Source organism: Sinorhizobium numidicum, from assembly GCF_029892045.1.
Lineage (GTDB): Bacteria > Pseudomonadota > Alphaproteobacteria > Rhizobiales > Rhizobiaceae > Sinorhizobium > Sinorhizobium numidicum.
This window is the reverse complement of record NZ_CP120368.1, coordinates 200,494-223,881: the sequence shown is the minus strand read 5'-3', so window position 1 is coordinate 223,881 and position 23,388 is coordinate 200,494. Positions and strand designations below refer to the sequence as shown.

23 protein-coding genes and 1 other RNA gene are annotated in these 23,388 nt (G+C 62.4%); 7 read left to right on the top strand and 17 right to left on the bottom strand.

What is annotated here, in order from left to right:
* Positions 1–31: 31 nt before the first annotated feature.
* From PYH37_RS12120 to rimP, 7 genes are all read right to left on the bottom strand, one after another.
* Entirely contained in the window at positions 32–1,753 is a 1,722-nt protein-coding gene (locus tag PYH37_RS12120) for a sensor histidine kinase (RefSeq protein WP_280735190.1), read from the bottom strand.
* Between the two features lie 493 nt (positions 1,754–2,246).
* Entirely contained in the window at positions 2,247–3,182 is a 936-nt protein-coding gene (gene truB, locus PYH37_RS12115) for a tRNA pseudouridine(55) synthase TruB (RefSeq protein WP_280735189.1), read from the bottom strand.
* Positions 3,183–3,193: 11 nt separating this feature from the next.
* A complete protein-coding gene (rbfA, locus tag PYH37_RS12110; RefSeq protein ID WP_280735188.1) occupies positions 3,194–3,598 on the bottom strand; it encodes a 30S ribosome-binding factor RbfA in 405 nt (134 codons plus the stop codon).
* Between the two features lie 184 nt (positions 3,599–3,782).
* The gene (gene infB / locus PYH37_RS12105; protein ID WP_280735187.1) at positions 3,783–6,473 is read right to left on the bottom strand and encodes a translation initiation factor IF-2; all 2,691 of its coding nucleotides are present in this window, start codon (positions 6,471–6,473) and stop codon (positions 3,783–3,785) included.
* A 105-nt stretch (positions 6,474–6,578) separates the two neighbouring features.
* Complete coding sequence (locus PYH37_RS12100) at positions 6,579–7,271, bottom strand: RNA-binding protein (RefSeq protein ID WP_280735186.1); 693 nt, start codon at positions 7,269–7,271, stop codon at positions 6,579–6,581.
* Between the two features lie 5 nt (positions 7,272–7,276).
* The gene (gene nusA, locus PYH37_RS12095; protein ID WP_280735185.1) at positions 7,277–8,905 is read right to left on the bottom strand and encodes a transcription termination factor NusA; all 1,629 of its coding nucleotides are present in this window, start codon (positions 8,903–8,905) and stop codon (positions 7,277–7,279) included.
* A 46-nt stretch (positions 8,906–8,951) separates the two neighbouring features.
* Positions 8,952–9,569, bottom strand: coding sequence for a ribosome maturation factor RimP (gene rimP / locus PYH37_RS12090; protein WP_280735184.1), 618 nt, complete (start codon positions 9,567–9,569; stop codon positions 8,952–8,954).
* Positions 9,570–9,826: 257 nt separating this feature from the next.
* Here rimP and PYH37_RS12085 point away from each other — a divergent pair, with 257 nt between their 5' ends.
* Positions 9,827–11,455 carry an MFS transporter gene (locus tag PYH37_RS12085; RefSeq protein ID WP_280735183.1) on the top strand — a complete coding sequence of 543 codons (1,629 nt, stop codon included), beginning with the start codon at positions 9,827–9,829 and terminating at the stop codon, positions 11,453–11,455.
* 61 nt (positions 11,456–11,516) lie between these two features.
* On the opposite strand, the gene PYH37_RS12080 is transcribed toward PYH37_RS12085, so the two are convergent.
* The 6 genes from PYH37_RS12080 to ffs form a co-directional block, all read right to left on the bottom strand.
* Positions 11,517–12,755, bottom strand: coding sequence for a lytic murein transglycosylase (locus PYH37_RS12080; RefSeq protein ID WP_280735182.1), 1,239 nt, complete (start codon positions 12,753–12,755; stop codon positions 11,517–11,519).
* 37 nt (positions 12,756–12,792) lie between these two features.
* The gene (gene recR / locus PYH37_RS12075) at positions 12,793–13,398 is read right to left on the bottom strand and encodes a recombination mediator RecR (protein WP_280735181.1); all 606 of its coding nucleotides are present in this window, start codon (positions 13,396–13,398) and stop codon (positions 12,793–12,795) included.
* Between the two features lie 48 nt (positions 13,399–13,446).
* Entirely contained in the window at positions 13,447–14,058 is a 612-nt protein-coding gene (locus PYH37_RS12070; RefSeq protein ID WP_280735180.1) for a LysE family translocator, read from the bottom strand.
* A gap of 81 nt (positions 14,059–14,139) precedes the next feature.
* Positions 14,140–14,463: a YbaB/EbfC family nucleoid-associated protein gene (locus tag PYH37_RS12065; RefSeq protein ID WP_280735178.1), complete on the bottom strand. Its 324-nt coding sequence runs from the start codon at positions 14,461–14,463 to the stop codon at positions 14,140–14,142.
* 110 nt (positions 14,464–14,573) lie between these two features.
* On the bottom strand, positions 14,574–16,439 hold the full coding sequence (locus PYH37_RS12060) for a DNA polymerase III subunit gamma/tau (RefSeq protein WP_280735177.1): 1,866 nt from the start codon (positions 16,437–16,439) through the stop codon (positions 14,574–14,576).
* Between the two features lie 45 nt (positions 16,440–16,484).
* An RNA gene (ffs, locus tag PYH37_RS12055) (signal recognition particle sRNA small type) lies at positions 16,485–16,582 on the bottom strand.
* Positions 16,583–16,689: 107 nt separating this feature from the next.
* Here ffs and PYH37_RS12050 point away from each other — a divergent pair.
* Complete coding sequence (locus PYH37_RS12050; RefSeq protein WP_280735176.1) at positions 16,690–17,094, top strand: HIT domain-containing protein; 405 nt, start codon at positions 16,690–16,692, stop codon at positions 17,092–17,094.
* Between the two features lie 2 nt (positions 17,095–17,096).
* Positions 17,097–18,077, top strand: coding sequence for an NAD(+) diphosphatase (gene nudC, locus PYH37_RS12045; protein WP_280735175.1), 981 nt, complete (start codon positions 17,097–17,099; stop codon positions 18,075–18,077).
* 301 nt (positions 18,078–18,378) lie between these two features.
* Here the strand turns inward: nudC and PYH37_RS12040 are convergent, their stop codons facing one another.
* From PYH37_RS12040 to PYH37_RS12030, 3 genes are all read right to left on the bottom strand, one after another.
* Positions 18,379–18,516, bottom strand: a complete 138-nt coding sequence (locus PYH37_RS12040) for a DUF1127 domain-containing protein (protein ID WP_280735174.1) — start codon at positions 18,514–18,516, stop codon at positions 18,379–18,381.
* A 141-nt stretch (positions 18,517–18,657) separates the two neighbouring features.
* The gene (locus tag PYH37_RS12035) at positions 18,658–19,512 is read right to left on the bottom strand and encodes a prephenate dehydratase (protein WP_280735173.1); all 855 of its coding nucleotides are present in this window, start codon (positions 19,510–19,512) and stop codon (positions 18,658–18,660) included.
* Between the two features lie 14 nt (positions 19,513–19,526).
* Positions 19,527–20,279, bottom strand: coding sequence for a 3-deoxy-manno-octulosonate cytidylyltransferase (locus PYH37_RS12030; RefSeq protein ID WP_280735172.1), 753 nt, complete (start codon positions 20,277–20,279; stop codon positions 19,527–19,529).
* A 155-nt stretch (positions 20,280–20,434) separates the two neighbouring features.
* Here PYH37_RS12030 and PYH37_RS12025 point away from each other — a divergent pair, with 155 nt between their 5' ends.
* Complete coding sequence (locus PYH37_RS12025; protein ID WP_280735171.1) at positions 20,435–21,064, top strand: c-type cytochrome; 630 nt, start codon at positions 20,435–20,437, stop codon at positions 21,062–21,064.
* Positions 21,065–21,126: 62 nt separating this feature from the next.
* Here PYH37_RS12025 and PYH37_RS12020 read toward each other — a convergent pair whose 3' ends face one another.
* Positions 21,127–22,071, bottom strand: a complete 945-nt coding sequence (locus tag PYH37_RS12020) for an AEC family transporter (protein ID WP_280735169.1) — start codon at positions 22,069–22,071, stop codon at positions 21,127–21,129.
* 161 nt (positions 22,072–22,232) lie between these two features.
* Here PYH37_RS12020 and PYH37_RS12015 point away from each other — a divergent pair, with 161 nt between their 5' ends.
* The 3 genes from PYH37_RS12015 to PYH37_RS12005 all read left to right on the top strand — a co-directional run bounded on the left by PYH37_RS12015 (position 22,233) and on the right by PYH37_RS12005 (position 23,381).
* Positions 22,233–22,508 (top strand): BON domain-containing protein, encoded by a 276-nt coding sequence (locus PYH37_RS12015; protein WP_280735168.1) that lies wholly within the window; start codon positions 22,233–22,235, stop codon positions 22,506–22,508.
* 110 nt (positions 22,509–22,618) lie between these two features.
* Positions 22,619–23,062, top strand: a complete 444-nt coding sequence (locus PYH37_RS12010) for an SRPBCC family protein (RefSeq protein WP_280735167.1) — start codon at positions 22,619–22,621, stop codon at positions 23,060–23,062.
* A complete protein-coding gene (locus PYH37_RS12005) occupies positions 23,049–23,381 on the top strand; it encodes an ArsR/SmtB family transcription factor (RefSeq protein ID WP_280735166.1) in 333 nt (110 codons plus the stop codon). The genes PYH37_RS12010 and PYH37_RS12005 overlap by 14 nt, the downstream gene beginning before the upstream one ends.
* Positions 23,382–23,388: the final 7 nt, after the last annotated feature.

The following is a 23,388-nucleotide window of genomic DNA, read 5'->3' as shown; positions in this document are numbered from 1 at the left end:
CTTCGCATTCGGGCCCGACGAAGGCCGGCACTCAACTTGCCGCTTCACCCGGGGCCTTGCGATCGCTTTCTCGTGGAATTCGGATATGCCATTCGATGCCGTCGGGATGCATTTTCCTTTCGAGCTCGGCGTGAAGCGCCATGCCGAGCATGCGCTCGAGCACGACCGTCCCGAAGCCCCGGCGGCTCGTCGCCTCCGTCGGGGCGATGTCCGCCCCTTCTTCACGCCAGCGAATGGCGATCGCCTCGCGCGACACCGACCATTCTAGCCGAATGATGCCGGTCCCGTTGGCGAGAGCGCCATGCTTTATCGCATTGGTCGCCAATTCATGAAGCGCCATGCCGAGCGTCTGCGCCATCTGCGTGTCCAGTCGCAAAGGCGGACCGGCGAGCACGATACGGTGCGGATCGTCCGGCGTGAACGGCTGAAGCTGGTTCTCTGCGAGTTCGCGGAAATCGACCCCAAGCGCGGCATTGGCGAGCATCAGGTCGGTCGACCGCGCGAGACCTGCAATCCGCTTGCGAAATGCTTCGGCGAATTCCGGTGCATCCTCGGTCGAATAGGCGGACTGGTTCAGCATGGATTGAATGACGGTGAGCTGGTTTTTCGAACGGTGCGCAACCTCCCTCATCAGGAAACGGATTTCACCTTCCGCTTTGGTGCGCACCGCCGCTGCACGGGCAAGCGCTGCCGACACGGCCTCGACCTCGGTAATCATGTATCGGCGCGGTTCGATCGGTTCGCCCGCGCCGAGGCGGCGCGCATCGCTGGCAAGCAGCTTGACGCCTTGCGAGAGCAGCCGCGCAATCGTCAAGGAACCTGCGACCGCGATGCTTGCGAAAATAATGGCGCCAAGCGACAGCCACAGAAACGACCAGAGCATCGGCGCGTCGACGGTTTCGCGCGGCGCCCAGGCGACGATGCGCCAGCCGGTGACCACCGAAAATTCGGTCGCCACCCGGTAGTCCCTGCCGTTTTCACTGATATTGCTGACCCCGATGCTGATCGCCGGCAGCTTGCCGAGGAAGAACCGGTCGCCCGACTTGACTGAAACATCCGAGGAAACGATCACTCTGCCCTGACCATCGACGAGCGCGGCGCTCCATCCGGGGGAGAGCGTGCTGCGATTGACGGCCTTGGCCATGCCTGCAGCATCCTGCGTCAGGCCCAGCAGATATTCCTCACCGCTCGCAAGCCTTACCGGCAGGTAGACATTGAAAACCCATCGCCCGTCCGCGTTGCCGAAGAAAACCCCAGACACAAGGGGACCTTTGCTCTTGAAAGCAAGCTCGACCGATTCGGGATCCGATGCTCGCGCAAGCGGATTGCCGAAGGGAAGACGCGTGTTCAATCTCTGATTATGGTTGCGGTCTATGACGACCAGATAGGAATCCGCGTCCGCCAATGCGATCGAGGCTCGATCGTAGAAGGCTCGCATGTCGCGGAGGTCGACGGCGCTGGACGTGGAAAGGACCCTAAGCGTGGTCAGCATGCCCTCGACCTCGCGTTCGACGATGCGCGTCACGGATCCGGTCGAGGCTCTGAGGAGTGAAGTGACCACCTGCTCCTGCGCGTCCAGACTGCGCTTGAGGATCACGAGGGAAAAGATGAACGACGGCACGATCGCAATCGACAGCAGCGAGATCAGGTAAAAACTGAACGGTCGCCGGAGGTATTGACCGATGAAGGCCGCAACGGCCTGCAGACCGCCGGATGAACTTACCTCCCGTTCCTTCTCTGACACGCCTGTCACTCGGAGCCGCCTTTCAACTGTCGCAGCGCCGCCGGCCGGCCAAGGATCAGCGAGGGTCGATTGCGCCTCTTCGCCCGTGCACCAGCCGAACCACACAACCCTCACAGGTCAAGCGAATGGCGCAATCGCGATCTTACGATCGCTGATCGGCCGTCTTCGGCAGCAACGAACGGTCTTTATGCGCCGATTGGATCGAATCGTAACCTGTCGATCATGCGTCAGAGAACCGTCAAACGCAAACGGCCCTTACTGCATGCTTCCTTAAATCGGAGCCGATTTAAGTATAAAAACATGCAGCAATTCAAAGTGCTACAGCGATCTTTGTGCGTCTGGGAAGACGCACGGCGCTTTAGATCACGATGATTTTAGGTCGGATCGACCTAAAATCATGAACGTGATCGATTCTAATAAGTTAGCGCGGGATGCGGGCGGAAAACCGCGCACACTTTTCCTCATCCCGCGCTAGGACGCGGGCGCCTCACGGCGCGGCCGATCAATGGTTGGCAAAAACCCGCTTCGGCCGGAATTCGCCCTCGGCGACCTCGCCGATCGCCACGAGTTTGCCGCGCGCGGTCGCATAGGCCTCCGGCGTCGCGAGCGGCGCGTCGCGACCGCGCAGGATGATCGGATTGCCCATCTTCAGCCGTTGCGCCTGATCATCGCTGATGGCGATGTGCGGCAGGCCGGAAAGGGCCTCGCCAGTCTCGATCAGATAGTCGTCAAGGGCCGCGAGCCGTTCGCCCTCGTCCCCAACCCTCTCCAGCGCGACGAGATCGGCGAGCGACACCATGTCCTCTTCGCCGAAGGGGGCAACGAAGGTGCGGCGCAGCGAGGCGATATGTCCGAAGCAACCGAGATCGCGGCCCATGTCGCGGGCAAGCGAACGGACATAGGTACCCTTGCCGCACTCGATCTCGAAATGGGCGAGATGCGGCGTGCACCCGATCAGGGAAAGGCGAAAGACCTCCACTTCCCGCGCCGGAATTTCCAGCGTCTCCCCCTCGCGCGCGAGATCGTAGGCGCGCTCGCCGTCGATCTTGATTGCCGAGAACTGCGGCGGCACCTGGCTGATCACACCGGTATATTTCGGCAGCAGCGCGCGGATCGCCTCTTCCGTCGGGCGTTCGGTCGACGAGCGGATGACCACGCCTTCAAGATCGTCGGTCGAGCGCTCCTCGCCCCAGGCGACGGTAAACTCGTAGATCTTGCGGCCGTCCATGACGTAGGGAACCGTCTTCGTCGCGTCTCCGAGCGCGATCGGCAGCATGCCGGAAGCCAGCGGATCCAGCGTGCCGGCGTGGCCAGCCTTCTGCGCCTTGAACAGCCATTTGATCTTGGACACCGCCTCCGTCGAACCGAAATCGAGCGGCTTGTCGAGGATCAGCCAACCGGAAATCGGGCGGCCCTTGGGTTTACGCGGTTTGGACATGAGCTCTATTCTTATTCTTCGTCGGCATCCGGATCGAGATCGCGGCTGACTTCCGGCGAGCGCAGCAGCGCATCGATCTTCCGGTAATTGTCGAAGCTTGTATCGTCCCTGAAGCGGACATCCGGCATGTATTTCATCTGTCGAAGTTGCGGCCCCAGACGGCCGCGAATGAACTTCGCGTGCTTGTTCAGTGCCTCGATGACCGCCGCGTGATCCGTCACGCCGAGCGGCGTCACATAAGCGGTGGCGATCTTCAGATCGGGCGACATGCGCACTTCCGATATAGAGATCACCGTCTTTTCGATCAGCGGATCGCGCACTTCACCACGTTGGAGAACCTGCGTGATGGCGGCGCGCACCTGTTCACCAACGCGCAGCATGCGCTGCGAAGGAGCGGAGGACGTGGATTTGGTCATGGTGCTTACCCCAGGTCACGATGATTTGGCTTCGTCACCCCGAAACCATAAATCGCGACCGATTCCATTAAAGTAGAGCGGAACGTGGGCGGAAAACCGCTCACACTCTTTCTCGTCCCGCTCCAAAAAAGTGCGAGCGCCGAAACTCGTCCGGCGCTCGCACAATCTTTGTACCGGACCGACCTTAGAGCGTCCGCGTGATGTGTTCGACGCGGAAGCACTCGATCGTGTCGCCGGGGCGGATGTCTTCGTAATTCTCGAAGGCCATGCCGCATTCCTGGCCGGACTGAACTTCCGAGACTTCGTCCTTGAAGCGCTTGAGCGTCTTGAGCTTGCCTTCGTGAATGACGACGTTGTCGCGCACGAGACGAACGCCAACGCCACGCTCGACCTTGCCCTCGGTGACGCGGCAACCCGCGACCTTACCGACCTTGGTGATGTTGAACACCTCCAGGATCTCGGCATTGCCAAGGAAGGTTTCGCGCCGCTCGGGCGAAAGCAGACCGGACATCGCCGCCTTCACGTCATCCACCAGATCGTAGATGATGTTGTAGTAACGGATTTCGATGCCGGACCGTTCGGCCGCATCGCGCGCCTGCTTGTTGGCGCGGACGTTGAAGCCAATGATCGCCGCGTTCGATGCTTCGGCGAGCGAGATATCCGACTCGGTGATGCCGCCTGCGCCCGAATGCACGATGCGCGCACGCACTTCGTCCGTGCCGAGCTTATCCAAGGCACCGGCAATCGCTTCAATCGAGCCCTGCACGTCGCCCTTGATGACCAGCGGGAACTCCTTCAAGCCAGAGGTATGGAGCTGGCTCATCATCTGCTCGAGCGAACCGCGCGAGCCAGACTGACGGGCAACCGCCTTTTCACGGGCAAGCCGCTGGCGATATTCGGAAATCTCGCGCGCACGGCTTTCGCTCTCGACAACGGCGAACTTGTCGCCGGCCGCCGGCGTGCCGGACAGGCCGAGAAGTTCGACTGGGGTCGACGGACCGGCGGACTTAACATGCTCGCCCTTGTCGTTGACAAGCGCGCGCACGCGGCCCCACTGGTCGCCTGCGACGATGATCTGACCGGGCGTTAGCGTACCCTTCTGGACGAGAACGGTCGCAACCGCTCCGCGGCCGCGGTCGAGCTCGGCTTCCACCACCGTACCCTCGGCCGTCCGGTTCGAATTGGCCTTGAGGTCGAGGATTTCGGCCTGCAGCAGGATCGCTTCGAGCAGCTTGTCTAGATTGGTTTGGTTCTTCGCCGAAACTTCGACGTCGAGAACTTCACCACCCATCGATTCGACAAAGACCTCGTGCTGCAGCAGTTCGGTGCGAACCTTTTGCGGGTTCGCCGTCGGCTTGTCGATCTTGTTGATCGCCACGATGATCGGAACACCGGCCGCCTTGGCATGATTGATCGACTCGATCGTCTGCGGCATCACGCTGTCATCGGCCGCGACGACGAGGACGGCAATGTCCGTCGCCTGGGCGCCGCGGGCACGCATGGCCGTGAAGGCCGCGTGGCCGGGGGTGTCGATGAAGGTGATCTTCTGACCGTTCTGCTCGACCTGATAGGCGCCGATATGCTGGGTGATGCCGCCGGCTTCCCCGGCGACCACATTGGCATGGCGGATCGCGTCGAGCAGCGAGGTCTTGCCGTGATCGACGTGGCCCATGATCGTCACGATCGGCGGGCGCGACTGCATATCCTCTTCGGTGTCGGCGATGTTGAAAATGCCTTCCTCGACGTCGGATTCGGAAACGCGCTTGACCGTGTGGCCGAATTCGCCGGCGATCAGCTCGGCGAGATCCGCATCGATCAAATCACCGGGCTTCATCATCTGGCCTTCCTTCATCAGGAACTTGATGACGTCCACCGCGCGTTCGGACATGCGCTGCGATAGTTCCTGAATCGTGATGGTCTCCGGCAGAACGACTTCACGCGAGATCTTTTCGCGCGTTTCCTGCATCTGGCTACGCCGGAACTTCTCCTGCCGGCGGCGCATTGCCGAAAGCGAGCGGCCGCGCTGACCGCCGTCTTCGTCGACGGCAGCGGTCAGAGTGAGTTTACCCTGACGGCGACCATCCTCGCCTTTCGGGCGCGTGACCGGCTTCGCCGGTTCCGGACGCACAACCTTGCCTCGGACCGGGCCAGCACCGGCGCGTGAACCGCGCTCATCCTCATCCTCGGCGCCTGCGCGGCGGCCGCGGAGGGCGGCGGCGCCAGCCGGCGGCTGCGGCGCTGCAGGAGCCGGACGCGGCGGCTGCGGACGATCGTCGGGGCGGCGCTCCGCGGTCGCTGCGGGTGCTGCGCCTGTTGCTGCCGGCCGCTCGTCCCCAATCGCACCCGCCTCGGCTGCGACTGCGGGACGCGCAGCTTCCTCGGCGGCGCGACGGGCGGCCTCTTCCTTCTCGCGTGCAATCCGCTCTTCTTCTTCGCGCCGGCGGCGTACTTCGTCTTCGGCGCGGCGCTTGGCTTCCTCGGCGTCACGGATCTGGGCTTCCGCCAGGGCGCGCCGGCGGGCTTCCATCTCGCCTGCCGAGAGATCGTTCAGGACAACGCCGCCACGGGGACGGTTCTGTTCCTGACGCGGCTGATGCGGCTGCGGCTGAGGAGCCGGACGGCCCGAAGGCTGCGGCGGCTTTGGCCGCTGCTCAGCCGGGCGAGCGGCAGCAGGCGTCGCGGCAACCGGCGTGATCGGGCGCTCGTCCTTGTGCCGCGTCAGTCCGCGCGTCTTTTTGGTTTCGACCACGACCGCCTTCGTGCGGCCCCGGCCCATGTCTTGACGCACCGTCCCCTGCGTCACCCCGGAGGGCTTCAGGGTCAGCGTCTTCTTGCCCGCTACGCTGATTGTCTTGTCGTCTTTGTTGTCGGTCATTCCGTTCCGTTCCTAGCGATCAGGGCCGGATACGTATCACCTGACCCTGTCTTCCAAATTGTCTCAAGCAATGCTCGCGATGCCGGCCCTTGCCGGTGACGCGTATCATTGCTGTGGCTTGCCAGCGCCGCCTTCGGCCCGGACCGGGACGGATCCTCGGTACTTTTCGAGCATGATTGCGCGCTTCACTACACCCTCACCCGCCTGCCCTGCAAGCGTTGCGGCATGGATAAAAGCATTACTTCCCAAAAGCCCCTCCATTTCCGCCGCCGTGAAGGGGCGGAACGCAGGTATTTCCGTTTCATCTTCGGCCACAAAGCTCATCGCCTTGCGAGCCTGGTCGATCTTTCGCACACCGTCCGCGGCGGCGTCTCTTGCGTGGAAGACGGCGAGCGCCGCGAGACCACGCACCGCCTGCTCCGTCTTCGTCGCCCCGGAAACAAACTGGCCGGCTTTGCGCGCCAAGTTCATCATTCCCGCGAGCTGCTCGACGAGAAGCCTGTCGACATCGTCGGCGAGCCCCGCGTCAGCTTTTACGTCCGCCCTAAGTGCCCGAGCGAAGAGTTTCTTCGCCACGGCCTTCTCGACAAGCGGCCGCTCGGCCTTGACCCAGCAGCCGCGCCCCGGAAGCTCTCGCTTCAAATCCGGGACCACACGGCCGTCAGGCGCGGCAACGAAGCGTATCAGTTCGTCCGGCGGGCCGCTGTCACGCGTGACGATGCAGGTCCGGCTGCTGCCGCTCCGATCCTTCGGACCCTTGTCCGAAGGCAGAATGTCGGCCTCGGTGATTGCCATCATCGCGATCAGGCGTCCTGGTCCGCGCCTTCGGCGACTTCGATCGGCGCTTCTTCTTCTTTTTCTTCTTCTTCCTGGCTCGCCAGATCTTCTTCGGTGATCCAACCAGCCGCCAGGCGCGCCTGAACGATCATCGCTTCAGCCTCCTCGCGGGTCACCTCGAGCTTCGAGAAGATGCCCTCGAAGCGCTTGGTCTCGCCGTCCTTGCGCTCGGTCCAGCCGACGAGGTCATCCGCGGCGCAGCCGGCGAAGTCCTCCATCGTCTTGATGCCTTCTTCGCCGAGAGCGACCAGCATCTGGCTGGTCAGGCCGTCAATCTTGCGCAGTTCGTCGGAAACGCCGAGATCCTTGCGCTTGGCGTCCATTTCAGCCTCGAGCTTGTCCAGATACTCGCGGGCCCGCGTCTGGATCTCGATTGCAGTCTCCTCATCGAAGCCCTCGATCGAGGAGATTTCGTCGAGATCGACATAGGCGAGCTCGTCGACCTGGGCAAAGCCTTCGGAGGCAAGCACCTGGCCGACCATTTCGTCGACATCCAGCGCCTCCATGAAGAGTTGAGTGCGCTCGTTGAATTCCTTCTGACGGCGCTCGCTTTCCTCCTGCTCGGTGAGGATGTCGATGTCCCAGCCGGTCAGCTGCGATGCGAGGCGCACGTTCTGGCCGCGACGGCCAATGGCGAGCGAGAGCTGCTCGTCCGGAACCACGACCTCGATGCGTTCGGCGTCCTCGTCGAGAACGACCTTGGCCACTTCGGCCGGTTGCAGAGCATTGACGATGAACGAAGCCGGATCCTGCGACCACGGGATGATGTCGATCTTCTCGCCCTGGAGTTCGCCGACGACGGCCTGCACGCGCGAGCCGCGCATACCGACGCAGGCGCCGACCGGATCGATCGAGCTATCGTTCGAGACCACGGCGATCTTGGCGCGCGAGCCCGGATCGCGGGCGACCGACTTGATCTGGATGACGCCGTCATAAATCTCCGGTACTTCCATGGTGAAGAGCTTGACCATGAACTGCGGATGGGTACGCGACAGGAAGATCTGCGGACCGCGCTGCTCACGGCGCACGTCGTAGACGAAGGCACGAACCCGATCGCCATAACGCATATTTTCGCGCGGGATCATCTCGTCGCGGCGGATGATACCTTCGCCGCGGCCGAGATCGACGATGACGTTGCCGTATTCGACGCGCTTGACGGTGCCGTTGACGATCTCGCCGACACGGTCCTTGAATTCCTCGTACTGGCGGTCGCGTTCGGCTTCGCGAACCTTCTGCACGATCACCTGCTTGGCAGACTGTGCCGCAATACGGCCGAAATCCATCGGCGGCAGCGGATCGGCGATGAAGTCGCCGATCTTGGCGTCCGGATTGCGATCGCGCGCGAGCTCCAGCGGAATCTGGGTCGAGTAGTCGTCAGCCTTTTCGACCACCTCCAGAAGGCGCTGGAGGCGTATCTCGCCGGTCTTCGAATTGATATCCGCACGGATGTTCGATTCCGAGCCGTAGCGCGAGCGGGCCGCCTTCTGGATCGCATCCGCCATCGCGGCCAGAACGATCTCGCGGTCGATCACCTTCTCGCGTGCCACAGCATCTGCGATCTGCAGAAGTTCGAGCCGGTTAGCACTGACTGCCATGTCTTGTCTCCGTCTGGTTGCAGGGGCCTGAAAAGCGCGACCTGCCTTATTCGATATCTGAATCTTCGTCTTCGAAGTTTTCGTTGGCGGCGCGCGCAGCCTTCGCCTTCTTGTCGGCCGTCAGCGCGTCGCGGATCAGGTCGTCGGTCAGGATCAGCCGTGCTTCCGAAAGGGCGGTGAACGGGATTGCGACAACCGTTTCCTCGCCATAGGCGGGCTGGTCGCGCTCGAGGCGGAAGCCCTCCTCATCCACCGACACGATCTTGCCGCGGAAACGTTTGCGCCCCTCGACCATCACCGAAGTCTCGCACTTCACCAGATGGCCCTGCCAGCGGACGAAGTCGGACCTACGCACCATCGGACGGTCGATTCCCGGCGACGACACTTCGAGATGATACGCCTTATCGATCGGATCTTCCACATCGAGGACCGGCGATATGGCCTTCGAGACCTCTTCACAGTCTTCAACGGTCATGGTGCCATCGTAACGTTCGGCCATGATCTGCAGCGTCAGGCCGTTCTGGCCGGACATGCGCACGCGCACAAGCCGGTAACCCATCTGCACGAGCACGGGTTCGACAATATCGGCAACGCGCTGATCGAGGCCGGTTTCGGTGATCAGCCGAGGTTCATTTGCATTTTCAGCCGTTGTCTTATCGGACAAACGATCGTCTCCTCATCGGACCGGCTAATAAAAAAGAGCGGGTCCTGACGGGGCCCACTCTTCATCTACCGATCAAGAATTTGAGGCTCATATACGCTTCCTCGCCGCAAATTGCAAGGCTTGCGGCCGCGTCCGGCCGGACAACGCGCAAATGGCGCTCCCCATGCGCCAATGGCAATTTTAAGCGGCTGGCATGTCACATTTCGCGCTCTATAACGAGGCATACGGGCATCAGGTCAAATGAAAGAGATCACGAGGTGACGAACCGCATATCGCCGCTGGCTCCCTTCAGCCACGAAACCTTCCGCACCATTTGGATCGCCAGTCTCGCCTCCAATTTCGGCGGGCTCATCCAGGCCGTGGGCGCCGCCTGGCTGATGACATCCATCTCCCAATCGGTGAACATGGTGGCACTGGTGCAAGCCTCCATATCACTGCCGATCATGCTCTTCTCGCTGGTGTCGGGCGCGCTCGCGGACAATTTCGACCGGCGCCGGATCATGCTCATCGCGCAGTGTTTCATGCTGACCGTCTCGGCGCTTCTGACGATCTGCGCCTATCTCGGCCTCATCACTCCGTGGCTCCTGCTGCTCTTTACCTTCCTTATCGGCTGCGGCACCGCGCTCAACAACCCGTCCTGGCAGGCTTCGGTGGGCGATATGGTACCGCGCGACGATCTGCCGGCGGCAGTCGCCCTGAACAGCATGGGGTTCAATATCACCCGCAGCGTCGGCCCGGCGATCGGCGGCGCGATCGTCGCCGCCGCCGGCGCCGCGGCCGCCTTCGCGGCCAACACGCTCAGTTATTTCGCGATCCTTTTCGCCCTCGCCCGCTGGCGGCCAACAGTTCCCGAGAACCCCTTGCCGCGCGAGACGCTCGGCCGGGCAGTTTCGGCCGGCCTTCGCTATGTGGCCATGTCGCCCAATATCGGCAAGGTCCTGCTGCGAGGCTTCGTCTTCGGCTTGTCGGCAAGCGCCATCCTCGCCCTGTTGCCGCTTGTCGCACGCGATCTCGTCGGCGGCGGCCCGCTCACTTACGGCATCATGCTCGGCGCCTTCGGGCTCGGTGCGATCGGCGGCGCCCTCCTTAGCGCCCGGCTCAGGGAGCTCCTGTCGAGCGAGGCGATCGTGCGCTATGCTTTTGCCGGGTTCGCGGCGAGCGCCGCGGTCACGGCGATCAGCGCGGAGGCCTGGCTAACCTCTCTCGTCCTGCTCGTCTCCGGTGCCTGCTGGGTGCTCGCGCTCTCGCTGTTCAATACGACGGTCCAGCTCTCCACGCCGCGCTGGGTGGTCGGCCGAGCGCTCTCGCTCTACCAGACGACGACCTTCGGCGGCATCGCCGGCGGCAGCTGGCTCTGGGGCGTGGCGGCCGAGCAATACGGAGCCGCAGACGCGCTGATCGGCTCCTGCCTTCTGATGCTGGCGGGCATCGCGATCGGCGTGCGTTTCGCGCTGCCGGAGTTCACATCGTTGAACCTCGATCCCCTCAACCGTTTCAACGAGCCGCTGCTCGAACTCGACCTGAAGCCGCGCAGCGGGCCTATCGTCGTCATGATCGACTACGAGATCGCCGAGCCCGACATCCCCGAGTTCCTGACGACCATGGCCGAACGGCGCCGCATCCGCATTCGCGACGGCGCCGGGCACTGGGCACTGATGCGCGATCTCGAGAACCCGACCACCTGGACCGAGACTTATCATGTGCCGACCTGGGTGGAATATGTCCGCCATAACCAGCGGCGCACGCAGGCCGACGCAGCGGTCGGCGACAAGCTGACGGCGTTACACCGCGGCGCACAGCCGCCGCGCGTTCACCGGATGATTGAGCGGCAGACCATCGTTCCCGGCCACTACGAGCGCTACAAGCGGCCGGTCGAGATGCATTGAGGCGCTAGCTAACGGGCTGGACGGGCATGGGACCCGCCCCCGCCCCAATCATTGATAAGCCTCAGCGCAGCTTCGTCTTCAGCGACGGGTCCGGGAAGCACGTCGGCTTCAGACCGTTTTTCGCCTGCCATTCGCCGAGCGAGCGGCGTGTCTTGTAGCCAGGCAATCCATCCGCCTTGCCGACGTCATAGCCGATCGCAACCAACGCCTTCTGCATGCCGAGAACATCGGATCGCAACATCTTTCCGACGTCACCCCATGTGCCGCGGAATGCGCCGCCGCTCGAGGCGACGCGGTCGGCGAGATTGCCGATGTAAAGGGCATAGAGATCGGAATTGTTGTATTCTTTGATCACGTAGAAGTTCGGCGTGACGATGAACTGCGGCCCGTGAGTCCCTGCCGGCACCAGCATCATGCCCGACGCCGAGCGCTCCGACGGCGGAAACGCCTTGCCGGAGATGCGGCCTATGCCCATACCGGTCCAATCGGCGATCGGCCGGGCGAGATCCGGCCCTTCCTGGGCGCAGGAAACCCCTGTGGGGATCGACACCTCGAAGCCCCAGTCGCGGCCGCCTTGCCAGCCCTTCTGCGACAGATAATTGGCAATCGAGGCGAGGCTGTCGGGCACGGAGTTCCAGATATCCCGGCGGCCGTCGCCATCGAAATCCACCGCATATTTCAGAAAGCTCGACGGCAGGAACTGCGGCTGGCCCATGGCTCCCGCCCAGGAACCGCGCATTTCCGCCTCCCTGACATCGCCGCTTTCGAGAATGTGCAAGGCGGCGATCAGTTCACGGCGAAAAAGCTCCGGCCGTGTCGACATGAAAGCCTTCGTTGCCAATACGTCCATGATCGGATGCGGGATTTTCGCCCGCCCGAAGCCCGACTCCTTGCCCCAGATGGCGAGAACGATCGGCCCCGGAACGCCATAGGCCTTTTCGACGCGCTTCAAGATCGCCGCATGTGCGGAAGCAAGACTCCGTCCCGTCGCCGCGAGGCCCTGCAGCCGCTTTTCCGAAAAATAGGAGCCGGGCGAGGAAAACTCAGCCTGGCTTTGCTTTCGCTCCTTAGGTTTCGGAAAGCCGGGGGGAGCGAGATCGGGCAGGTCCCAATTGAGCTTCACATTCGCGAAGGCCGCCTTGAAGGAAGCGGACGAGACGCCGGCTTTCTGCGCCTCCGGCCAGAGATCACTCTGCAGCCATCGACGAAACTGGCTTTCCACGTCGGCTTTCGAAGCTGCAAGGACGCATCCGGCAAAGGACGCCAATGAAAGGATCAAAACAGCAAGAAATTTCAACATCCGGCTTCCCGCGGTGAGATGAGCGTTTGCAAGGGACTCAGATTGTCGTGCGCGCCCGCAAGGCGGCTGCCAACGTGCCTTCATCGAGGTAGTCGAGCTCGCCGCCGACGGGGACGCCATGGGCGAGACGGGTGATCTTCACTTCCATGCCTTCAAGCTGATCGGTGATGTAATGCGCCGTCGTCTGGCCCTCGACGGTCGCGTTGACCGCGATGATCAGCTCGCGCACTCCGCCTTCTGCCACACGCTCGATCAGCCCCTTGATATTGAGGTCATCAGGCCCGACGCCGTCGAGTGGAGACAGCGTGCCGCCGAGCACATGATATGCGGCGTTCATCGCACCTGCGCGCTCCAGCGCCCAGAGATCCGCGACGTCCTCGACGACGATGATCACCGACCGGTCGCGCCGCTCGTCTGTGCAGACGCTGCAGGGATCGATCGTATCGACATTGCCGCAGCATGAGCAGATCCGAACCTTGCGATGGGCCTCGCCCATCGCCTCGGCCAGTGGCCCGAGCAATTGCTCCTTCTTCTTGACGAGGTGCAGCGCCGCCCGGCGGGCGGAACGGGGGCCAAGGCCCGGCACCTTCGCCAGGAGCTGAATAAGTTTTTCAATTTCGGGACCGGTGACTCGCTTTGCCATGCCCGCTTCTAGCCCATATCAGCGGCAAACGGAATCGCCTTCGACGGCTCAGCGCGTCGCGATCACGACGGCCGCACCGGCCATCGTTCCGGCACTGGCGCGGTTGACGATTCTGACCGCTCGGCGACTCTTGAGGAACTGACGTGCCTTGGCCGACATCAACACCCAGCCGAGATCGATCACGACGAGCACCACGAACATGGTGGCGACGAGTTCCGTCCAGCCGACGAACGTCACGGAGCCAAGATCAATGATCGACGGCAGCAGCGCTACATAGAACATCATGATCTTTGGATTTCCGAGCGTGATCGTCAGGCCGGCAAGGAAGAGCTTTGTCGCCGAGCGCGTTTCCGGCAGGCTCTGGCCCGGCAGATCCGGCTCCGCCGACCACATTTTCCAAGCGAGGAAGAGCAGATAGGCGACGCCGGCCCATTTGATCGCGACGAACAGCCAGTGCAAGGTCTCGGCGATTGCCGCGAGGCCGGCAACGGCAAAGGAGAGCCAGATTGCCTCGCCGATCCACATTGCCGCCAGGAACGGAAGCACGTCGCGCGCGCCCTTGGACAGGACGCGGGCGACCAGAGCTGCGATGCTTGGTCCGGGCGATCCGGCGGCAATCAAAAGTGCTCCCGCAAAGACAAGCAGCGTGGCGATAGTCATGGTATTCCTCCCTCGACCAGCCGCAAGCTAACATGCTTTTTGTGCCAGCGGTCAAGTTGGATCGAGGCGATGCTGACCCGATCAGAACGGCAGCTTCATGCCCGGCGGGATCGGCAGGCCGGCGGTCAATTCGCGGGTCTTTTCCGCTTGTATGACTTCCGCCTTGTCCTTGGCATCCTTATGCGCGGCAACGATCAGATCTTCGAGGATCTCGACATCATCTTCCTTGAAAAGCGAGGGATCGATCTTGAGACTCTTCATCTGGCCCTTGCCATCAAGGCGCACGGTAACGAGACCGCCGCCGGATGTGCCGTCGATTTCGAGCGCGGCGATCTCCGCCTGCATCCTCTCCATCTTCTCCTGCATTTCCTTGACCTTGCCCATCATGCCCATGATGTCGCGCATCGCTGTCTCCTGTTCTTTTGTATTTCGGTATTCTCTACAGCGCCGTGCGTCTTTTCAGAGGCATAAAGCTCGCTGCAACAGTTTGAATTGCTCGGCCCGGAAATGTGCGCCTATTCGATGTCGTCGCCCGGCACGATGTCACCGTCTTCGGACTCGGCTGCCGCCGGCGCGGTCATTTCGATTTCCTGCTCCGCTGCGCGAATGCGCACGTCGGTGATTTTGGCGCCCGGGAAGCGAGCGAGGATCGCGGCAACGTCCGGATCCTGGCGCGCATCATTGACCCGCTGCTCCTGAGCGCGCTGCTCTGCCTCGACGAGCGTCGGCTCGCCGGGTTCGCGGCTGTAGCTGACGACCCAATGAATGCCCGTCCATTCCTTGAGCTTGACGGCCAGTTCGCCCAGCAGCGTCTTCGGCGCGTCGTCCGGAAGATTGACGTCGAGCCTGCCCGGCTCGAGATGCACGAGCCGCAGAAAGCCTCGCACCAGAGTCTTGAGCTTGATGTCCCGGTTCTTCCCACAGAGATCGGCAATGTCGCTGACGGAATTGACCGGAACCTTTGGCTCCGGTTTCGCGACAGGCGCCGCGACCGGCCTTTCCTCGATGCGACCGAGCGTGATCGGCTGCGGCGCGGCATCCGGCATAGCGCGCAGCATGGTGGCGCCGTTGCTGGACGGCCGCTGGATGGGCGGCGATTCCGCGGAACGGGCCTCTACGGGCGCACCTGTCTGCACCGGAACGCTGCCGCTGCTGCGGTTCGGTGCCGGACGCCCGCCGCCTGCATCGCCGGCTGAAAGCTCCAGCATGCGGCGCGCGGCCTCTTCCGGCGATGGAAGATGGGCGGCATGGGCAAGCCTGATCAACACCATCTCGGCAGCGCCGGCAGGCCGCGCCGAACTCTCCGCCTCCGGAATGCCCTTCAGCAGCATCTGCCAGATGCGCGACAGGGCGGTGACCGCAACGCTACCGGCGAATTCGGCACCGCGGGTGCGCTCGATCTCGCTTAGAGACTGGTCGTTGACCGCATCAGGAACATATTTCAGACGCGTGACCAGATGGGTGAAATCGGCAAGATCGGTGAGAACGACCGTCGGATTGGCGCCCGCTTCATATTGCGCGGCGAATTCCTGGAGCGCCGTGGTGACATCGCCCTTGATCACATGTTCGAAGAGATCGACGATGCGGGCGCGGTCGGCGAGCCCCAGCATCGAGCGCACCGTCTCCACCTCGACGGAGCCGCCGCCATGGGCGATCGCCTGATCGAGCAGTGACAGGCCGTCGCGCGCCGATCCTTCCGCCGCCCGAGCTACCATCGCCAAGGCTTCCGGATCGAAGGGCACGCTCTCTTTGGTGAGGATGGTGGAAAAGAGTCCGACCAGATCGGAGGCGCTGATGCGCCGGAGGTCGAAGCGTTGGCAGCGCGAGAGAACGGTGATTGGAACCTTGCGGATCTCAGTCGTCGCGAAGATGAATTTCACATGCTCCGGCGGCTCTTCGAGCGTCTTCAACAGGCCATTGAAGGCCTGCGTCGACAGCATGTGTACTTCGTCGATGATATAGACTTTGTAGCGCGCCGAAACTGGCCGGTAACGCACCTGCTCGATGATCTCGCGGATGTCGTCGATGCCGGTATGCGAGGCGGCGTCCATCTCGATCACGTCGACATGGCGGCCGTCCATGATCGCCTGGCAATGTTCGCCCGGCACGCGCAGGTCTATCGTCGGCTTGTCGATCTCAGCGGTCTTGTAGTTCAGCGCCCGCGCCAGGATACGCGCGGTCGTCGTCTTCCCGACGCCGCGTACGCCTGTCAGCATATAGGCCTGCGCGATGCGGCCGGTCTCGAAGGCGTTGGTGAGCGTGCGCACCATCGGCTCCTGGCCGACCATGAGATCGGAGAAGTCCTTGGGGCGGTATTTGCGCGCCAGAACACGATAGGCGGCTGGTTTCTGTTCGGATGAAATGGGCGCTTCGTCGCTCATCGACCCTGCCGCTGTTCGAACTCTTGTCCCGACAGGACGGAGAAGGTGGGAGGCTGGCACGATGACCCGTGCCGGGGCTCGTTAGGGCTGCTTCCTTCCGGACCTGACCCGGTTGGCGAGTGGCTCGTCCACCACCAACCTCCCGGCTTCCATATCGGCAATATCGCAAGCAAATGCAAGCCAAGCTGTCAAAAAACTGATATCGATGTGCAAAACAAAACGAATCCGGTCCACTGCTGGGGAGATTTTCTTGACGGCTTTCACCCTCGACGAGCGACTTCAGCGCGACGGCATCCCCATCGCCTCGATCGGGCTCTGCCAGCTGCGCCTGATGAACGACCGCCGCTGGCCGTGGCTGATCCTCGTTCCCCAACGTGCGGGCATCTCCGAAGTCTACGAGCTGACGCCGCTCGACCAGACGATGCTGACCTTCGAGACCAACATGGTGGCGACTGCCCTGAAAAAGGTGACCGGCGCCGAAAAGATCAATATCGGCGCGCTCGGCAACATCGTCCGGCAGCTCCATGTGCATATCATTGCCCGCCGCGAAGGTGACCCCAATTGGCCGGGCCCGGTCTGGGGCTACGGCAAGGCCGAGCCGTGGCCGGAACAAGACCATCAGGCATTCGCATCCCGTATTCTGGAAAATCTCTGAGCATGACGAAAACGATTTTTGATCTTCACAGCCCACACCCGGAGCCGAGCACCCTCGTCGCTTTCGCGGAAAACCATCTGGACCGGCGGTCCGAGCATCGTCCCGACGATTGCGTCGAAACGGCGCTGAAAGATCCAGGCGCGCATTTTCTCGCCTTTTCCGGCGCCAAGCTGATCGTCAAGCATGACGAGAAGATCATCGATCCGCTCTTCGCGCCCTATGAGCTCGCAGGCCTTGAGCCGACCCTCGATGAAACTATCCTGCTCGGCTATCTGCCGAACGGCGAACCGCGTCTGGCCGTCCCGTCCGGACTGACGGAGGAAACCGTACCGGAGCCGTTCAAGATCGCCGACGCGCGCATGCTCTACCGCCAGCAGATGCTGTCGGAGGAACTGCTCGGGCAGTTTGCCCAGGGATCGAGCCTGATCGTCTGGAACGCCAACAACCGTTTCTGCGGCCGTTGCGGCGGCCCGATGGAGGGCGGGGCCGGAGGTTACCGGCGGACCTGCACCGCCTGCAATCACATGATCTTTCCCCGCACCGACCCGGTCGTGATCATGCTGACGATCGATATCGAACGCGATCTTTGCCTCCTCGGACGCAGCCCGCACTTCGCACCGGGGATGTATTCCTGCCTCGCCGGCTTCCTTGAGCCTGGTGAGACGATCGAGAACGCCGTACGCCGCGAAACGCTGGAGGAATCAGGCATTCGCATCGGCCGGGTGCGTTATCACGCCTCGCAACCCTGGCCGCTGCCCCACTCGCTGATGATCGGCTGCTACGCCGAGGCGAAGACGACGGCGATCAAGCGCGACGAACAGGAGCTCGAGGATGTCCGCTGGTTCACGCGGGCGGAGACCGAAGCCATGCTGGAGCGCACCACCGGCGTCGCCGATACCGGAGACGAACACATTCCGCCGCCGAAGGGCGCTATCGCCCACCAGCTGATGCGCGATTGGCTTGCCTGGCCGGAGCGAAGCTGAGCGCTGCCGTCTACAGCGCCGTGCGTCTTTCAGACGCACGAAAGTCGCTGTAGCACTTTGAATTGCTGCACGTTTTTACCCTAAAATTGGCTCCGATTTAAGGAAACATGCAGTAGGAGGATTTCGGACCGATGTTCGTCACCCTCGATCCGGCCGGACACCGCCTGAGGGTTTGTCTTTAGACGAATGAGCCGGAGACGAATGAGCCGGGAATGTTTTGCCCGCACGCCGCCGGTTGCGGCGGGGTGCGGAGATTTACCGCGCCCACGCGATCTTTTTCAGGCGCGCAGGCAATGCGGTCTTAGCGGCCGTAAACGGCGGCGTGAATCTGCGAACGGGAAACACCGATGTCGCTGAGGGCGTGATCGTCGAGAGCCTTCAGCTCACGGACAGCGCGGCGCATCTTTGCGTATTCCATAATCTTCTGACGGATCTTCATCTTTTTAGCTCCATATCTTTACGGGAGCTAAGTAGGCATTTGCCTAAGATTTAAGTACCGCCATGATTGCAAATTAGGCATGCACGAAACGCGTGGCCGGTTAACGGATTTTGCATCTTTTGCTGTGGCCGGCACGCCTGCTCAGAGCACGCCGCGCATCGGATGCGCCCGGTAGGTGCCGAGGATGCGCACCTTTTCCGAGAAGAAGCGCAATTCGTCCATCGCGTGGCGCACCGGCTCGTCGTCGGGGTGGCCTTCGATATCTGCATAGAACTGCGTGGCGACGAACTTGCCCCCGAGCTGGTAGCTTTCGAGCTTCGTCATATTGATGCCGTTGGTCGCGAAGCCGCCCATCGCCTTATAGAGAGCGGCCGGAATGTTGCGCACGTTGAAGACGAAGGTGGTGATGATCAGCTCGTCGTCCGCGGCCCTGGCGATCCGCTGTTCCTCACGCGAGAGCACGACGAAACGCGTGACGTTGCTGTCGGTATCCTCGACATTCTCGGCGATGATCTCCAGACCGTAGAGATCCGCAGCCAGGCGCGGGGCGAGCGCCGCCATGGAGCGGTCGCCCGTTTCCGACACGAGCTTGGCGGCACCGGCCGTGTCACCCGCGACCACCGGTTTCCAGCCGTTGGCGCGGACGATCTTGCGGCACTGGCCGAGCGCATGGATATGGCTGTGCACCGTGCGGATCTCCTCGTGCTTGACGCCCGGAAGCACCATCAGCTGAAAACGGATCGGCATGAAATATTCGCCGACGATGTGCAGGCGCGATTCCGGCAGCAGGTGATGGATGTCGGCGACGCGGCCGGCAATGGTATTTTCGATCGGGATCATGGCGAGATCGGCCTCGCCATTCTCCACCGCCACGAAAGCGTCCTCGAAGGTCTGGCAGGGCAGCGGCTCCATCGACGGAAACATGTCGCGGCAGGCCATGTCGGAATTGGCGCCGTAATCGCCCTGGAAGGAAATCCTGTTGGTCTTTGCGGTCACGTCAGGGTTTCCTCTCAGGCTTTGGCGGAAAGAATGCGACGGGCTTTCTCGAGATCGGCCGGCGTATCGACGCCGAGCGGCACGGAGTCGACGATCTCGACATCGATGCGCATGCCGGCTTCCAGCGCCCGCAATTGCTCGAGCGACTCGCGCTTTTCCAAGACCGATGGCTTCAGCGACACGAAAGTTTCGAGTGCCTTGCGCCGATAGGCGTAGAGACCGATGTGGTGATAAAGCGGGCCTTCGCCGTATGGGGCCGTCGCGCGGGTGAAATAAAGCGCGCGCAGACGGCTTTCGGAGAGGGGCGAACCGACCACCTTGACGACATTCGGATTGGTCTTTTCGTGCTCGTCGGTGATCGCCACGGTCAGGGTTGCGATATCGGTCGCGGCGTTTTCGAGCGGCTTCAGCGCTGCGCGAATAGGTCCGGGCTCTATGGTCGGCAGATCGCCCTGCACGTTTATGACAATCTCGACCTCACCTTCCGGATCGGCTTTCAGCAAAGCTTCGTGAATGCGGTCGGAGCCGGACTGATGCTCGACCCGCGTCATGATCGCCTCGAAACCAGCGTCGCTGACCGCCTCGAACACGTCACGATGGTCGACGGCGACGACGATCCGTCCGACATCGGCCTCCGCGGCGCGTTTGGCAACCTGCACGATCATCGGCAGGCCGCAAATGTCGGCAAGCGGCTTGCCCGGAAGGCGGGTCGACGCCAGACGCGCCGGAATGAGCACCAGGGTTTTTCCCGATTTTTCGCGATTCATTGTCAAGCCTTCAAAAACCCGCCGAAAGTGTCAAAAGGTCTCACTTCGGGGCCTATAATCTCTGTTGCAACGCAGAGCCAAAAGACATAGGTTCCGCGCGATTTCAAGATGGGCCGGGTTTTTGTTTGCGCCGGTGGCAAAGGGAGCGTTTGCAGATGAATCCATATGTGAACATGGGTGTGGGTGCCTTGTTGGGTACGGTCTTCGTTTTGATGACCGTGTCCATTGCATCGGAAGGCATTTTCCATTCCGAAGCTCCCGAGAAGGAAGGTTTCGCGATTGTCGCCGAGGAACCGACCGCCGACGCCGGTGCTGCCGGCGGCGAGGAAGCAAAGTCCGAGCCGATCGCACCCATGCTCGCCAAGGCCGACGCCTCCGCCGGTGAGGCCGTGTTCAAGAAATGCGCAAGCTGTCACACCGTGGAGAAGGGCGGAGCGAACAAGGTCGGCCCGAACCTCTGGGACGTCGTCAACCGTCCCGTCGCATCGCATGAGGGCTTCAGCTACTCCGCCGGAATGAAGACCTTCTCCGAGGGCGGCAAGGTCGTATGGGACTACGACCACCTGAGCTACTTCCTCGAAGCGCCGAAGAAGCACGTTCCCGGCACGGCCATGGGTTTTGCCGGCCTGAAGAAGGCCGACGAGCGCGCCAACCTGCTCGCCTGGCTGCGCGAACAGGCCGACAGCCCGGCACCACTGCCGACGCCGGAGGCAACCGGCGCGACCGAAGCAAAGCCCGCCGAGGCAGCCCAGGACGGCCAGACCGCCCCGGCTCCGGCGAACTAAGCCGATTGCACAAGATTCTCCTGCGAAGCCCGGCCGCTTGGTCGGGCTTTTTCGTTTCCGCATCACATCAACAGATAGGCCCAGGCCGAGACGCTGAGCACGCCGAGCGCCGTCGTCAGCGTGATGGTCGAAGAGGCGAGCGCATGGCCGACATCGAAATGGTTAGCGATAAGCCAGGCATTGACGCCGGTCGGAACGGACGACGTCAGAACCAGCGCGGCGGTCCAGCTATCGTTCAGACCCAACAGATGGCAGGCAGCGAAAACGGCTCCCGGTAATACGAGCAGCTTCAGTGTGCTGGTGACGGCCGCAAGCCCGGTATTGCCGGCAAGACCGTATTTGTCGAGGGCCATGCCGATCGAGACAAGCGCGGCCGGTGCCGCGACGCCGGCCAGTTGGTCGACGACGACCTTCACCGGTCCGCCGAGCGGCTGCCCGAGGAGGTGGAACAGCGCGCCGAAGGCGAGACCGATGACCAGGGGGTTGCGAACAAGATTGCGCGCAACACCGCCCAGCAGCCTCAGGATGCCCTGCCCCGGTCTGCCGCTCGTCTTTCGTTCCGCGCGCTCCATCATCACCGTGCCGGCGATCATCATCACCGGCAGGTGGACCGAGAGCAGGATCGAGATCGCCACGATCCCGTCTTCCCCGACCACACGCGAAACCAGCGGCAGGCCGATGAAGACGGTGTTGGCGAAGGCCGACGATACGCCTGCAAGCACGCCCATGCGCGCATCGCGGCCGAAGCCGAGCGTGGCGGCGAGATGGCCGCAGGTCCAGGTGATCGCGACGCCGGAGAAATAGGCGACCCAGAGAGGCCACGGCGATCCCTCCTTGAAATCCGCCTCGGCGATGGTGCGGAACAGAAGGACCGGTACCGCAACCCTGAAAACGAAGTCGCCGAGCGCATCGCCGACAGCCGGTTTCAGATAGCCGAGCCTCACGACCAGCCAGCCGGTGAGGATCAGGACGAAGATCGGAAGGACGTTCAGGAAGATTTCGGACATGCGCGAGCCTTGGGTGGTCGCTCAGCCATAGACCCGTTCGAACGGCAGAGGCAAGGCCAAGCGGCAAATGATGCGGCAAAGGGCTGCCTGTGCCGCCTCGCGGGAGGGATGGAACTTCCGTCGGCGCAAAGCGTTGCCAAAGATGACCTGGGAAAACGACGATGTCGACAGAGCACCCGTTCTATTCGCACAAGGACGACGACCCACATCTGACCGATGACGATCTGGCGGAAAAGGTGCTGCGATACATTCGCTACGCGACTTTCATCGATACAAGCGACATCTCGGTGATGGCCGTCGGCGGAATGGTCGTGCTTTCCGGCAACGTCGCCCAGGAGGCGGACATCGCCTGCGCCGGCGAGGCTGCGGCCTCGGTCATCGGCGTGTCGAGCGTCGAGAACCGGCTGACGGTGCGACCGGATGAGGCGAAGGACTGACGCGCGGCTGGTCGCGGCATCCTAAATCGACCGACGCTCCCATTAGGCAACCTTTCGGTTGCTATTTTCGTCCCCAGATGTCAAGCTATAGGCAACCAGGAGGTTGCGCTATGACGGATCGTATCGAGAAAAGCATCGAACTTAACGCCCCGATCGAAAAGGTATGGCGGGCACTGACCGATTACGACGCCTTCGGCGAGTGGTTCCGGGTGAAGCTCGAGGGACCATTCGTTGTGGGAGAAGTCACCACGGGCCGGATTACCTATCCCGGCCACGAGGGGCTCAAGTGGGTGTCGGTCACGGAGCGGATGGACGCGCCGCGGCTGTTCTCATTCCGGTGGCCGCATCCGGCGGACCCCAATGCCGATTCGTCCACCGAGCCTTCCACCCTCGTCGAATTTCACCTGAAGCCGACACCTACGGGTACGCATCTGACGATCATCGAGTCCGGCTTCGAGAACCTGCCTGAAGATCAGCGAATGGAAGCGCTGCGCGGCAACGAAGGCGGATGGGAGATCCAGACGGGAAACATCAAGGCCTATGTCGAAGCCTGACCTCGTCGCTCCCGGCCCGGCCGAGGTGTTTGCCGCCCTCGGCGACCCGACCCGCCTTTCGTTGTTGGCAAAACTCAGCGACGGCGAAACACGCTCGATCGCAAAGCTTTCGGCGGATACGAAGCTGACGCGGCAGGCCGTAACCAAGCATCTGCACGTGCTGGAAAGGGCGGGCCTCGTCGAAAACATTCGTATCGGCCGGGAAAGCCGGTTTGGCTATAAACCGGAGCCGATCGCCGAGGCAAAGTCCTATCTCGACAGGGTTTCGGCGCAGTGGGACGAGGCTTTGGGCAGGCTCAGGGCGTTTGTAGAAGGTTGATGAGAAA